Raw genomic sequence first — 13,693 nt, 5'->3', positions numbered from 1 at the left:
GCGGTGGGGGCCCCTCCCGCGCGAGCGAAGCCGAGCGTGGGGGAGCCGTGCCGGGCGTCGCGAGCCGGTGAACCTTTCCGGCCACAGCACCAGCTAGGGCGTCCCCTCGCTCCGGGCCCGGCTCGGCTGGACCCGCTTGGGCTCGCCGGGCATCTTCGGGTACTCGGGCGGGTAGGGCAGGTCGCCCAGGCCGTGGTCGTGCTCGTCGCGGCGGGCGAGTTCGAGCAGGGCGTCGAGGCTGAAGGCGTGGTCGTCCATGTCCGCGTGGACGTCGCCGAGTTCGGCGAACCGGCCGGGCATGGTCGCGAGGTCGAAGTCCCGGGGATGCGCGGCCCCCACCTCCTCCCAGCGCAGGGGCGCCGAGACCGGGGCGTGCGGGAGGGGGCGCACGGAGTAGGCGGAGGCGATGGTGCGGTCCCTGGCCGTCTGGTTGTAGTCCAGGAACACACGGCGGCCGCGTTCCTCCTTCCACCACTTGATCGTGACCTGCTCCGGCATCCGGCGTTCCATCTCGCGGCCCACGGCGATGGCCGCGCGCCGCACCTGGGCGAAGGTCCAGCGCGGCTCGATGGGCACGAAGACGTGCAGGCCGCGCCCGCCGGAGGTCTTGGGCCAGCCGCGCAGTCCGCCGTACTCCTCGAGGACGGCACGCAGTTCGCGGGAGGCACGGACGGCGTCCGCGTAGTCGGTGCCGGGCTGCGGGTCGAGGTCGATACGCAGTTCGTCGGGACGGTCCACGTCGGTGCGGCGTACCGGCCAGGGGTGGAAGGTGAGCGTCCCGTACTGGGCGGCCCACACCACGGCGGCCGCCTCGGTGGGGCACATCTCGTCGGCGCTGCGGCCGCTGGGGAAGGTGATGTGGGCGGTCGGGATCCAGTCCGGCATGCCCTTGGGCGCGCGCTTCTGGAAGAACCACTCGCCGTTCAGCCCGTCCGGGTAGCGCTCCAGCGTGGTGGGACGGTCGCGCAGGGCGCGCAGGATGCCGGGGCCGACCGCCGCGTAGTACCGGGCGAGGTCGAGCTTGGTGAAGCCGGGCTCCGGGAAGAACACCTTGTCCGGGCTGGACAGCCGCACGGTCCGCCCGCCCACCTCCAGCTCCACCGCTTCACCCATGCGGCCACGGTAGGCGCACCGCGCACGCCGCGCACACCGGGCGGGACACGGCGGGTACGCGCAGAATCGGACCATGGATCTGCCGGTGATGCCGCCCGTGAAGCCGATGCTCGCCAAGTCGGTGGCGACCATCCCGCCGGACATGCAGTACGAGGCGAAGTGGGACGGGTTCCGGGCGATCGTGTTCCGCGACGGTGCCGAGGTCGAGTTCGGCAGCCGCACCGGCAAGCCGCTCACCAGGTACTTCCCGGAGCTGGTGGCGGCGGTCAGGGAGCGGGTGCCCGAGCGGTGCGTGCTGGACGGCGAGATCGTCATCGCCCGCGGGGGACGGCTCGACTTCGACGCGCTGACCGAGCGGATCCACCCGGCCGACTCCAGGGTCCGGACGCTCGCCGAGCGGACCCCGGCCTCCTACGTGGCGTTCGACCTGCTGGCGCTGGACGACGAGTCCCTGATGGACGTGCCCCTGTCCGACCGGCGGGCCCTGCTGGTCCGGGCCCTGTCGGGGGTGACCGCACCGGTACACCTGGCGCCGGCGACGACGGACGCCGGGGTGGCCCGGCAGTGGTTCGAGCAGTTCGAGGGCGCCGGTCTCGACGGAGTGGTCGCCAAGCCGCTCACCCTGCGCTACCGGCCCGACGAGCGGGTGATGTTCAAGGTCAAGCACGAGCGCACCGCGGACGTCGTGGTGGCCGGGTACCGCTTCCACAAGAGCGGACCCGTGGTCGGTTCGCTGCTGCTCGGCCTGTACGACGACCGGGGCCGGCTGCAGCACGTCGGCGTGTGTGCCGCCTTCCCCATGAAGAGACGCGCCGAGCTGATCGAGGAGCTCGAGCCGCTGCGGATGGACGACGTGGCCGGGCATCCGTGGGCGGCCTGGTCCGAGGAGGCGGCGCACGAGACGGCCCGGCTGCCCGGGGCGCCCAGCCGCTGGTCGGGCAAGAAGGACCTGTCCTGGGTGCCGCTGCGGCCGGAGCGGGTGGCCGAGGTGGCCTACGACCACATGGAGAACGGCGCCCGCTTCCGGCACACGGCCCGCTTCCGCCGCTGGCGGCCCGACCGGACCCCGCAGAGCTGCACGTACGCGCAGTTGGAGGAGCCGGTGCGCTACGACCTCGGGGAGATCCTCGGGCCGTGAGCGCCGTGAGCGCCGGCGCCGTGAGCGTCCGGCGGGTCAGGGCTGGAACAGGATCTTGACCGCGCCTTCCTGCTTGCGCTGGAACATCTCGTACGCGTGCGGCGCCTCGGACAGCGGCACCCGGTGCGTGGCGAAGTCGTCGACGCCGAGCGGGTCCTCGTCGGTGAGGTAGGGCAGGATCTCGCCGCTCCAGCGGCGCACGTTCGCCTGGCCCATCCGCATCTGGATCTGCTTGTCGAAGAGGGTGAGCATCGGCATCGGGTCCGCCATGCCGCCGTACACGCCGACGAGGGAGAGCGTGCCGCCGCGGCGCACCAGGTCGATGGCGGTGTAGAGGGCGGCGAGCCGGTCCACGCTGAACCGTTCGGCCAGGGGGCCGCCCAGCTTGCGGGGCATCACCGCGGCGGCCTGCTGGACCAGGCGGGCGGCCGCGCTGCCGTGTGCCTCGGTGCCGACCGCGTCGATCACGGCGTCGGGGCCGCGCCCCTCGGTCTCGTCGCGGATCGCCTCGACCAGTTCCTTCTCGCTGTCGAAACCGCGCAGGTCGAACGTCTGTACACCACGCCGGCGGGCCCGGGCCAGCCGCTCCGGGACCAGGTCCACACCGAACACCCGCCCGGCACCGAGGGCCCGGGCGACGCGGCAGGCCATGTCGCCGATGGGCCCGAGACCCAGCACGGCGACGCTGCCGCCGCGCGGGACGCCGGCGTACGCGACCGCCTGCCAGGCGGTCGGCAGCACGTCGGACAGGTAGACGAACCGGTCGTCGGGCGGGCCCTGCGGCACCTTGATCGGACCGTAGTCGGCGTGCGGGACCCGCAGGTACTCGGCCTGCGCGCCGGGCACCGCGCCGTACAGCCGGGTGTAGCCGAACAGTGCGGCGCCCATGCCCTCGCTGGTGACCTGGGTGGTCTCGCACTGGGTCTGCAGTCCGGACGAGCACATGAAACAGTGCCCGCAGGAGATCTGGAACGGCACCACCACCCGGTCGCCCGGCCGCAGGTCGGTCACCTGCGGGCCGACCTCCTCCACGATGCCCATCGGCTCGTGGCCGAGGATGTCGCCCGGGGTCATGAACGGGGTGAGCACCTCGTACAGGTGCAGGTCGGAGCCGCACAGCCCGCTCGACGTCAGACGGATGACGGCGTCCGTGGGCGCCTCGATCCGCGGATCGGGTACCTCCTCCACCCGTACGTCCCGCTTGCCCTGCCAGGTCACTGCCTTCATCGTGTCGCGCTCCCTCCGACGCGTGTACGCGCCTGTCGCCCTTGCGCGTTCGCTGCTGGGGTGGCGCCCGGGTACCCGGGAGGGCGGAGGCGAACCACGGCCTGGCCGGCACGGCTCGGGCGGCCGTGCTCAGGGCTGGGCGACGAGGGGTTCCGCCGGGCTGCGCAGCCCCTCCGCGGCGTCCGCGACCCGGCGGATCAGGTCGAAGAACAGCCGCTGTTCGTCGGCGGAGAGCGGCGCGAGGAAGAGCTGGTTCATCCGGGCCGTGCGCACGGTCAGCTTGCGGTGCGTGCGCAGACCGTCGTCGGTCAGGCGCAGCAGGAAGCGCCGGCCGTCCTGCGGGTCGCGTACCTTGTCCAGCAGTCCCCGACGGGAGAGCCGGCTGACGACCTCGGCGATCGTCGACCGGTCGAGGCCCACGCGTTCGCCGACGGTGCGCTGGTCGAGGCCCGGTTCGGCGGCGAGCGCGTTCAGGACCGCGAACTGCGGCGAGGTGATCTCCTCCGAGACCATCGTGTTCCACAGCAGGTAGTGGGCCTGCTGGAGCCGCCGGGCCAGGTGCCCGGGGTGGGTGGTGAGATCCACCGCGGCCATGTGCGCTCCCGTGATCGCATTCGTTGGTGCACTGAACGATACCTGCGTACAGGCTTCGCTGTCTTCGGGCCGTTACTCCTCTTACCGCAGCTCTTGACGCTGCGGCACTCCAGTGGCAGCGTGTTCGATACCTCGCTGAAATACTCAGTGCGCTGATTAATTAGCAGAGATGGGGCTTCACGGATGGACAAGGTGGTCGCCACGGCCCAGGAGGCGGTGGCCGATGTGCCGGACGGCGCGTCGCTGGCGGTCGGCGGCTTCGGGCTGAGCGGCGTGCCGAACGTGCTGATCCAGGCGCTGTACGAGCGGGGCGTGTCGGGTCTGGGCGTGGTGTCGAACAACTGCGGGGCGATGGAGTCGGGGCTCGCGGTGCTGCTGGCGGCCGGGCGGATCGCCCGGGTGACCGGTTCCTACATCGGCGCGAACAAGGAGTTCGCCCGCCAGTACCTGGCCGGGGAACTGGAGGTGGAGCTGATCCCGCAGGGCACGCTGGCCGAGCGGCTGCGGGCCGGCGGCGCGGGGATCCCCGCCTTCTACACCCCCGCCGGGGTGGGCACCCAGGTCGCCGACGGCGGGCTGCCCTGGCGCTACGACGGCTCCGGCTCGGTCGCGCTCGCCTCCCCGCCCAAGGAGGTACGGGAGTTCGACGGCGTGGAATACGTCCTGGAGCGGGGCATCCGCACCGACTTCGCGCTGGTCCGGGCGGCGAAGGGCGACCGGCACGGGAACCTCGTGTTCAACAAGTCCTCCCGCAACTTCAACCCGCTGGCCGCCATGGCCGGCCGGGTGACGGTCGCCGAGGTGGAGGAACTCGTCGAACCCGGGGAGATCGACCCGGACGCGGTGCACCTGCCCGGCATCTTCGTGCAGCGGGTGGTGGCCCTCACCCCCGAGCAGGCGGCCGACAAGCGGATCGAACGACGGACGGTGACCTCCTGATGGCCTGGACACGTGAGCAGATGGCCGCCCGCGCGGCCCGCGAACTGAGGGACGGCCAGTACGTCAACCTCGGCATCGGCCTGCCGACCCTGATCCCCAACCACCTGCCCGAGGGCGTCGAGGTGATCCTGGAGTCGGAGAACGGCATCCTGGGCACCGGCCCGTACCCCACCGAGGACGCCGTCGACCCGGATCTGATCAACGCGGGCAAGGAGACCGTCACGGTCCTGCCCGGCGCGTCCTTCTTCGACTCGGCACTGTCGTTCTCGATGATCCGCGGCGGTCACATCGACGTCGCCGTCCTCGGCGCCATGCAGGTCTCCGCCACCGGCGACCTCGCCAACTGGGCCGTCCCCGGCAAGCTGGTCACCGGCATCGGCGGGGCCATGGACCTCGTGCACGGCGCCCGCACGGTCGTCGTCGTCATGACGCACACCGCCAAGGACGGCTCCCCGAAGATCCTCGAGGAGTGCACGCTGCCGCTCACCGGCCGGGCGTGCGTCGACCGGATCGTCACCGACCTCGGCGTCCTGGACGTGACCGGGCACGGCCTGCTGCTCGTGGAGTGCGCACCCGGCGTGACGACCGAGGAGATCACCGCGAAGACCGCCGCCGAAGTGCGCGTACCGCAGGAGGCCCGCTCATGAGGGACGTCTACGTCGTCGACGCCGTCCGCACCCCCGTCGGCCGCTACAACGGCGCCCTGGCGGGTGTCCGCCCGGACGACCTGGCCGCCCACGCCATCCGCGAACTCCTCGCCCGCACCCCGCGGCTGGACCCGGCGCGGATCGAGGACGTCTGCTTCGGCAACGCCAACGGGGCGGGCGAGGAGAACCGCAACGTCGCCCGCATGGCCGCCCTGCTGGCCGGGCTGCCCACCTCCGTGCCCGGCGTCACGGTGAACCGGCTGTGCGCGTCCGGCCTGGAAGCGGTCGTCCAGGCGGCCCGCGCGATCGCCGTCGGTGACGCCTCCGTCGTCGTGGCGGGCGGTGTGGAGTCGATGACCCGGGCGCCGTACGTGCTGCCGAAGTCCGACCGCCCCTTCCCCGCCGGACACGCCGAGCTGTACTCGACCACGCTCGGCTGGCGCATGGTCAACCCGCGGATGGACCCCCAGTGGACGGTCCCGCTGGGCGAGTCGGCCGAACTCATCGCCGACAAGCACAAGATCAGCCGCGCCCAGCAGGACGAGTTCGCGCTGCACAGCCACCACAAGGCGGCCCGAGCCCGGGCCGAGGGCCTCTTCGAGGCCGAGATCGTCCCCGTACCCGTCCCGCAGCGAAAGGGCGGCCCGGTCTCCTTCGACGCCGACGAAAGCGTCCGCCCGGACGCCTCCCTCGCCGCGATGGCCAAGCTGAAGCCGTCCTTCCGGGCCGAGGGCGGCACCGTCACCGCGGGCAACGCCTCGCCGCTCAACGACGGCGCCGCCGCGCTGCTCCTCACCGACGAGGAAGGCCTGAAGGCCACCGGCCGCGAGCCGCTGGCCCGGGTCACCGCCACCGGCGTCTCGGCGACCGACCCGCACTACTTCGGACTCGCCCCCGTCGAAGCCGTCCACCGGGCCCTCACCAAGGCCGGCCGGACCTTCGACGACCTGTCGGTGCTGGAGCTCAACGAGGCGTTCGCCGCGCAGGTCCTCGGCTGCCTCGCCGAGTGGCCCGAGTTCGACCCGGCGATCCTCAACCCGCAGGGCGGAGCGATCGCGCTCGGCCACCCGCTCGGCGCCTCCGGCGCCCGGCTCGCGGGCACCGTCGCCCACCAGCTCGCCCGGCGCGGCTCCGGCACCGGGGTCGCCACCCTCTGCATCGGCGTGGGCCAGGGCCTCGCCCTCGTCCTCGAACGCTAGGAACACCCACCATGCCCCTCACCCAGCACGACATCGACCAGGAGATCGCGGCCGAGCACGCCGCCTACGGCAAGCGGGTCGCCGACGGCGCCCCCGTGGAGCACCACCCGCGCCGCGACTACGCCCCCTACCGCTCCTCCACACTGCGCCACCCCAAGCAGCCGCCGGTCACCATCGACGTGACCAAGGACCCGGAGCTGGTGGAGCTGCACTCCCCCGCCTTCGGCGAGCGCGACATCACCGGGATCGACAACGACCTCACCCGGCAGCACACCGGCGAGCCGATCGGCGAGCGCATCACCGTCTCCGGCCGCCTCCTGGACCGCGCCGGCCGCCCGGTACGCGGCCAGCTGGTCGAGATCTGGCAGGCCAACTCGGCCGGCCGCTACGCCCACCAGCGCGAACAGCACGACGCCCCGCTCGACCCGAACTTCACCGGCGTCGGCCGCACCCTCACCGACGCCGAGGGGTTCTACCGCTTCACCACCGTCCGGCCCGGCCCCTACCCCTGGAACAACCACGTCAACGCCTGGCGCCCGGCGCACATCCACTTCTCGGTCTTCGGCACGGCGTTCACCCAGCGGCTGGTGACCCAGATGTACTTCCCGAACGACCCGCTCTTCCCGTACGACCCGATCCTGCAGTCCGTCACGGACGACGCGGCCCGGCAGCGGCTGGTCGCCGCCTACGACCACAGCCTGTCCGTGCCCGAGTTCTCCCTCGGCTACCACTGGGACATCGTGCTGGACGGCCCGAACGCCACCTGGATCGAAGAAGGACGCTGACCGCCATGACGACGACCGACACCGGCCGGCCCGAGAGCGTGCTGCCCACCCCCTCGCACACGGTCGGCCCGTTCTACGGGTACGCGCTGCCCTTCCCCGGCGGCGGCGACATCGCCCCGCTCGGCCACCCCGACACCATCACCGTCCAGGGGTACGTGACCGACGGCGAGGGCAATCCGCTGCCCGACGCCTTCCTGGAGCTGTGGGGACCCGGCCCGGACGGCCGCGTGCCGGCCACCGACGGCTCCATGCGGCGCGATCCGGCCGGCGGCGGCTACCTCGGCCGCAACGGCGTGGAGTTCACCGGCTGGGGACGCGTCCAGACGGATGCAGGCGGTCACTGGTACGCGCGTACGCTGCGGCCCGGCGCACGCGGGCACAGCGCCCCGTACCTGAGCGTGTGCGTGTTCGCCCGCGGCCTGCTCGTGCACCTGTTCACCCGGATCTACCTCCCCGGTGACGATGCCTCACTCGCCGCCGACCCGCTGCTCGCCGGCCTGGACCCCGAGCGGCGCGGCACGCTGATCGCCGCCGACGAAGGGCACGGCACGTACCGTTTCGACGTACGCCTTCAAGGCGAGGGCGAGACGGTCTTCCTGGAGTTCCGGTGACAGCTCCGCACGCCGACACCGGTCTGCTCGCCCCCGAGTGGGCCGGTGCCGCAGCGGCCGACGCCACCGGCGACCACGCCTACCTGCGCGCGCTGCTCGACGCGGAGGCCGCCCTGACCCGGGCCCAGGCCACCCTGGGGCTGGCCCCGGCGCAGGCCGCGACCGCGGTGACCGAGGCGGCCGGCCGCGCCGGCTTCGACGTCCAGACGCTGGCGGCCCGCGCCCGCAAGGGCGGCAACCCGGTCATCCCCCTGGTCGAGGAACTGACCGAGGCGGTCGGCGCGGAGTACGGGCCGTACGTCCACCGGGGCGCCACCAGCCAGGACATCATGGACACCGCGACGATGCTGGTGGCCGCGCGCACCCTGGACCTGGTCCTCGCCGATCTGGCGCGCGCGGAAGGTGCACTGGCCGCGCTGGCCGCGGAGCACCGCGACACCCCGATGCCCGGCCGGACGCTGACCCAGCACGCCGTACCGACCACGTTCGGCCTGAAGGCGGCCGGATGGCGGTCGCTCGCGCTGGACGCCCGGGACCGCACGGAGGCGGTACGGGGCTCACTGCCGGTGCAGCTCGGCGGTGCCGCCGGAACCCTGGCGGCCTTCACCGCCTACGGCGCCCAGGACGCCCTCGCCCTGCCCGCCGCCTACGCCCGCGAACTCGGTCTGCGCGAGCCCCTGCTGCCCTGGCACACCCTGCGCACGCCGATCGCCGACCTCGCCGGGTGCCTGGCCTTCACCGCCGGCGCGCTCGGCAAGATCGCGGCAGACGTGCTCACCCTGTCCCGCACCGAGATCGGCGAGGTCACCGAGGGCACCGGCGGCGGTTCCTCGGCCATGCCGCACAAGGCCAACCCAGTACGGGCGACGCTCCTTTCGGCCGTCGCCCGGCGGGCACCACAGCTCGCGGCCACGCTGTACGGATCGCTGGCGGCCGAGGACGAGCGGCCCGCCGGGGCGTGGCACGCCGAGTGGGAGCCGCTGCGGGACCTGCTGCGGACGGTGGGCGGCGCCACCGAGAACCTCGCCGAACTGGCCGGTGGGCTGCGGGTCCACCCGGACATCATGCGCGACCACCTCGGCCTCACCCACGGGTTGATCGTCTCCGAGCGGCTCTCCGCCCGGCTGGCCCCGCTCCTCGGCCGCGCCCGCGCCAAGGAGCTGCTCACCGAACTCGCCCGCCGGACCCACGCCGAGGACCGCGATCTGCGCGAACTGCTCGCTCGGGTACCGGAGTTGCAGAACGCCGAGGTCGACCTCGATCTCGATCTCGACGAGCTCACCGACCCCGCCCGCTACACCGGCTCCGCCGGAGCCCTCACCGACCGTTCCCTGGAGCGACGTTGACAAGAGAAGTGCTCAACCACCGTGCCGAGGGACCCGCTTCCGCTTCCCCGCTGCTGCTCGGCCCCTCGCTCGGCACCTCCTACGCCCTGTGGGACGCCCTCGCCCCCGAGCTGTCGGTCACCCACCGGGTGGTCCGCTGGGACCTGCCCGGGCACGGCGGTTCGGCGGCCGGCCTGATCCGGCCGGGCGCGACCGTCGGCGACCTCGCCGGCCTCGTGCTCGCGCTCGCCGACTCCCTCGGCATCGACCGGTTCGCGTACGCCGGGGTGTCCCTCGGCGGCGCGGTGGGCCTGCACCTCGCCGTGCACCACCCCGAACGGCTCTCCTCCCTCGCGGTCATCTGCTCCTCGGCCCACTTCGGCGGCGCACAGCCGTGGCGGGAGCGGGCCGAACGGGTCCGCCGGGAGGGCCTGCGGTGGCTGGCCGACAACGCCGACGCCCGCTGGTTCACGCCCGGGTTCACGGTGCCGAGGCTGGTCGACGACCACCGGGACGCCGACCCGGAGGCGTACGCCGCCTGCTGCGACGCGCTGGCCGCCTTCGACCTGCGCGACCGGCTCGCCGGCATCGCCGTACCGACGCTGCTCGTCGCCGGCCGGCAGGACCCGGCGACCCCGCCCGCCCATCTGCGGGAGATCGCGGACGCCGTGCCCGAGGCCACCCTGGTCGAACTCCCCGGAGCCTCCCACCTGGCGCCCGCCCAGTGCCCCGACGCCGTGCTGACCGCCCTGCGCACCCACCTCGACAAGACGGCCGGGCGCGGTATGGCGGTACGGCGCGAGGTGCTCGGCGACGCACACGTGGACCGGGCGCAGTCCCGGCAGACCCGGTTCACCGCGCGCTTCCAGGACTTCATCTCGCGCTACGCCTGGGGCGAGATCTGGACCGACCCGACGCTCTCCCGCCGCGAACGCAGCATGATCACGCTGACGGCGCTGGTCGCGCACGGCCACTACGAGGAGCTCGCGATGCACGTGCGGGCGGCACGGCGCAACGGGCTCACGCCGGACGAGATCGGTGCGGTGCTGCTGCAGACGGCCGTGTACTGCGGGGTGCCCGCGGCCAACTCGGCGTTCGCCACGGCTCAGCGGGTGCTGGCGCAGGAGGAGGGGGAAGCGGAGAGGGAAGCGGAGCCGAAGTGACGGCCGCGGACACGGACCGACTTCTGTATGCGGACGTCGCATACGAAAGACGTATGCGGTCTACCGCAGCCCGCGTCCCCGCTCCAGCACCTCCCGCGCCCGTGCCACCAGCCCGTCCGCCCCGCACGACCGTGCCAGCGCCAGGCCCCGGTTGAGCTCGGCGACCGAACGGGCGGCGATGCCGTACTCGACGCGGGCGGCCGCATGTTCGTACTGGCAGGGTGAGGCCTCCAGGTAGGCGACGGCCTGGGCGGCGAGGCGGACCGCGCGCCGGCCGGTCTCCAGGGCGGCGGCGCAGCGCAGGGCCTCACCTATGGCGGTGTCCGTGCCGAACCGCTCCGCCTGCCGGCGGGCGTCGGTGGCGAGCCGGGCGGCGCGGGCCGGGTCCTCGGTGGCCAGGGCCCGGGCGAGGTCGAGGGCCCACGGGACCATCACCGGATTGTGGTGGCCGCGCGCGTCCGCCGCCTTCTCCGCGGCCTCCAGTTCGTTGACGCCTTCCTTCGTGCGGCCGACGGCGAGCAGCAGCCGGCCGCGTACGGACCGCGGGTCGGGCAGCACGATGGTGGACGGGTACGGCGGCGCGAAGCCGTACTGTTCGGCGACTTCCCAGGCTTCCTCGGCGTGCCCGCGGGCGAGCAGCGTGTCGACCAGGTTGCACGTGGCCGACCAGTACAGCGGCAGGCCGCGGCCGACGCGTTCGGCGATGCGCAGCGACTCCCGCAGGGACGTCTCCGCCTCCCGGAGCCGGCCGCGTCTGCGGTGGCCGAGGCCGAGGTAGGCGTGGGCCAGGGCGAGGTGGCCGCCGCTCCAGCCGGCGGTCTCGTAGGTGCGCAGGGCGTCCGTGTAGAGCGCCTCGGCGCGGTCGAGGCGGTCGGTGTAGGCGTAGGAGTTGGCCAGCATCAGCAGCAGTTCGATGCCCCACTCGGTGTCGGTCCAGCCGAGTCCGGGCGCGAGGCGGCCGTTGACCAGGGCCCGGTCGGAGAGTTCGACGACCTCCTCGGCGTTCTCACCGTGGGTCAGGGCGTCGAAGCCGCGCAGGATCAGCAGGGCGCGCTCGGCGTTGTCCCGGCCGGTGCAGGTGCGGGCGAGTTCGGCGAGGCTCTCGGAACGGCCGGGCGTGGCCGCCTCCCCGGCGTGCAGGCACTCCCACATGAAGTGCACGGCCTGCAGCCGGAGTTTGGCGGGCCCCGGTTCCTGCCGGGCGGCCTCCGCCTCGACGGTGCGGATGGCCTCCTCGAGCTGGTCGTTGTGGAGCAGGGCCTGGGAGAGGCGGATCACGGCGTCGATGCGCTTCTCGCCCACGAGGCCGGGCATGGCCAGGGCGGTCTGCAGGTGGTCGATGGTGATCGCGGGTGCGGTCAGCAGGGTGGCGCAGCCCAGTTCGTACAGGACGTGTGGATGGATGTCGGGCAGGGGCGGCTCGACCAGGGCGCGTTCCAGGCAGCGGCGGGCCGCGTCGGGCGCGCCGACGGCGAGGTGTTCGCGGGCCGCCTCGCGCAGTTGCTCGACGAGTTCCTCGTCGTCGTCGGGGTGCACTTCCAGCAGGTGCCGGGAGGCCGCGGCGGCACCGCGGCCGGATTCGGTGACGACCTGGGCGGCGATGCCGTGCATGGCGGTGCGCATCGCGGGCGGGATGGAGTTGTAGACGGCGGAGGCGATGAGCGGGTGGACGAACTCCAGCTCGCCGTCGTCCGGGCCGGCGGCGGCGGGGTCGGGTTCGGTGAGGATGCGGGCGCTCACCAGCTGTTCGGCGCAGCGCAGGGCGTCGTCCTCGCGCATGGTGGCGAGCTGGGAGACCAGGTCGACGGTGATGCCGGTGCCGAGGATGGCCGCCGCCCAGGCGAACGTGGTCGCGTCGGTGCCGAGGCCCTCCAGGCGGGCGACGAGTCCGCCGCCGCGGGAGGAGCGGTTCAGGGCGCGCAGTTCACCGGCGTGGGTCTCGACGGGTTCGAACTCGCTGTCCTGCACCTTGGCGAGGAGTTCGACGGTCTCGTACGGGTTTCCGCCGGTGACGGCCCACACCTCGCGGCAGAACGGGGCGTCGGCGTGCCGGCCGAGGGTGGCGCGGGTGAGACCGGCGGTGGCGTCGGGGGTGAGGGCGCTGAGGTTGTTGACACGGTCGCCGCGGCCGCGGCGACCGTGTCGAGGTGACGGGCGCCGTCGCCGCTGACCTCGCCGGGCCGGCGGGCGACGACGACCAGTACGGACAGGTCGTCGAGGCGTTCGGCGAACGCGGCGAGCCAGCGCAGGGTCTCCTGGTCGGCCCAGTGCGCGTCGTCGATCAGCAGCACGAGGGGCCAGCACCGCTTGGCCAGCCTGCGGACGGCGGCGACCAGTCCGTCGCACACGCCCTGCGGATCGGCGTGGCCCTCGCCGGGTTCCGCTATGCCGAGGGCGGGGCCGGCGATGTCGTACCAGTCGCCGAGGTATTCGCGGGCCTCCTCGGGCAGCAGGGAGACCAGCGCGGGCTGGAGCAGCTGCCGTACCACGTTGAAGGGGACGGACCTCAGCGTCTCGCCGCCGCGGGTGGACCACACGGTGCAGCCGCGGCGTTCGGCGATCCGGCGGATCTCGGCCAGCAGCGCCGTCTTGCCCAGGCCCGCCTCGCCCCGGAACACCAGCAGGCGCCCGGAGGACGAGCGGTCGGCGCACAGGGCGTCGAGCGCCCGCGTGACGACGGCGATCTCCGCGTCGCGCTCCCACAGGGAAGCCGAGGCGGCCACCGGGGGCCGTGCCTCCGTCATCACATTCCCTCCCCAAATTCGCTCGAACGACGTACCGATCTCGAGCGTAGCCGTCCGGTGGGCCGGGGGGAGGCGGGTCGGCGCAGCTGTTGCCGTGACGGGTGAACGGCGGTGCGGCGGTGCGACGCCCAGCGGCCCCGACCAGTGCCCGGGCGAGCCGACGGACCGTCAGCACATGACCGCCGGGCCGGTCCCGGGGCCGCGGATG

Annotated in this window: 11 protein-coding genes and 1 pseudogene; 8 read left to right on the top strand and 4 right to left on the bottom strand. The window is 73.4% G+C overall.

What is annotated here, in order from left to right; all coding sequences use genetic code 11:
* Positions 1 to 93 precede the first annotated feature (93 nt).
* The gene (gene ligD / locus ABZX30_RS23335) at positions 94 to 1,113 is read right to left on the bottom strand and encodes a non-homologous end-joining DNA ligase (RefSeq protein ID WP_355936373.1); all 1,020 of its coding nucleotides are present in this window, start codon (positions 1,111 to 1,113) and stop codon (positions 94 to 96) included.
* Positions 1,114 to 1,186: 73 nt separating this feature from the next.
* Between ligD and ABZX30_RS23330 the strand changes: the two genes are divergently transcribed.
* On the top strand, positions 1,187 to 2,251 hold the full coding sequence (locus tag ABZX30_RS23330) for an ATP-dependent DNA ligase (protein WP_355936370.1): 1,065 nt from the start codon (positions 1,187 to 1,189) through the stop codon (positions 2,249 to 2,251).
* 36 nt (positions 2,252 to 2,287) lie between these two features.
* On the opposite strand, the gene ABZX30_RS23325 is transcribed toward ABZX30_RS23330, so the two are convergent.
* Entirely contained in the window at positions 2,288 to 3,478 is a 1,191-nt protein-coding gene (locus ABZX30_RS23325) for a zinc-dependent alcohol dehydrogenase (RefSeq protein ID WP_355936367.1), read from the bottom strand.
* Between the two features lie 129 nt (positions 3,479 to 3,607).
* Complete coding sequence (locus ABZX30_RS23320; protein ID WP_355936365.1) at positions 3,608 to 4,072, bottom strand: MarR family transcriptional regulator; 465 nt, start codon at positions 4,070 to 4,072, stop codon at positions 3,608 to 3,610.
* Positions 4,073 to 4,255: 183 nt separating this feature from the next.
* On the opposite strand from ABZX30_RS23320, the gene ABZX30_RS23315 reads away from it, so the two are divergent.
* The 7 genes from ABZX30_RS23315 to pcaD are packed head-to-tail and all read left to right on the top strand — an operon-like array spanning position 4,256 to position 10,741.
* Positions 4,256 to 5,011, top strand: coding sequence for a CoA transferase subunit A (locus ABZX30_RS23315; protein ID WP_355936362.1), 756 nt, complete (start codon positions 4,256 to 4,258; stop codon positions 5,009 to 5,011).
* Positions 5,011 to 5,658 carry a CoA transferase subunit B gene (locus tag ABZX30_RS23310; RefSeq protein ID WP_355936359.1) on the top strand — a complete coding sequence of 216 codons (648 nt, stop codon included), beginning with the start codon at positions 5,011 to 5,013 and terminating at the stop codon, positions 5,656 to 5,658. The genes ABZX30_RS23315 and ABZX30_RS23310 overlap by 1 nt, the downstream gene beginning before the upstream one ends.
* Entirely contained in the window at positions 5,655 to 6,857 is a 1,203-nt protein-coding gene (locus ABZX30_RS23305) for a thiolase family protein (protein ID WP_355936356.1), read from the top strand. Before ABZX30_RS23310 ends, ABZX30_RS23305 begins: the two co-directional genes overlap by 4 nt.
* An 11-nt stretch (positions 6,858 to 6,868) precedes the next feature.
* Positions 6,869 to 7,642 (top strand): protocatechuate 3,4-dioxygenase subunit beta, encoded by a 774-nt coding sequence (pcaH, locus tag ABZX30_RS23300; RefSeq protein WP_355936353.1) that lies wholly within the window; start codon positions 6,869 to 6,871, stop codon positions 7,640 to 7,642.
* 5 nt (positions 7,643 to 7,647) lie between these two features.
* Positions 7,648 to 8,253 carry a protocatechuate 3,4-dioxygenase subunit alpha gene (gene pcaG, locus ABZX30_RS23295; RefSeq protein ID WP_355936350.1) on the top strand — a complete coding sequence of 202 codons (606 nt, stop codon included), beginning with the start codon at positions 7,648 to 7,650 and terminating at the stop codon, positions 8,251 to 8,253.
* Positions 8,250 to 9,599, top strand: a complete 1,350-nt coding sequence (pcaB, locus tag ABZX30_RS23290; RefSeq protein ID WP_355936347.1) for a 3-carboxy-cis,cis-muconate cycloisomerase — start codon at positions 8,250 to 8,252, stop codon at positions 9,597 to 9,599. Before pcaG ends, pcaB begins: the two co-directional genes overlap by 4 nt.
* Complete coding sequence (gene pcaD / locus ABZX30_RS23285; RefSeq protein ID WP_355936345.1) at positions 9,596 to 10,741, top strand: 3-oxoadipate enol-lactonase; 1,146 nt, start codon at positions 9,596 to 9,598, stop codon at positions 10,739 to 10,741. The genes pcaB and pcaD overlap by 4 nt, the downstream gene beginning before the upstream one ends.
* A 60-nt stretch (positions 10,742 to 10,801) precedes the next feature.
* Here the strand turns inward: pcaD and ABZX30_RS23280 are convergent.
* Positions 10,802 to 13,485: pseudogene (locus ABZX30_RS23280) on the bottom strand (AAA family ATPase).
* Positions 13,486 to 13,693: the final 208 nt, after the last annotated feature.

This window comes from Streptomyces sp. NPDC004542 (assembly GCF_040610035.1).
Classification (GTDB): Bacteria; Actinomycetota; Actinomycetes; order Streptomycetales; family Streptomycetaceae; genus Streptomyces.
This window is presented reverse-complemented; position numbering and strand designations above follow the sequence as displayed.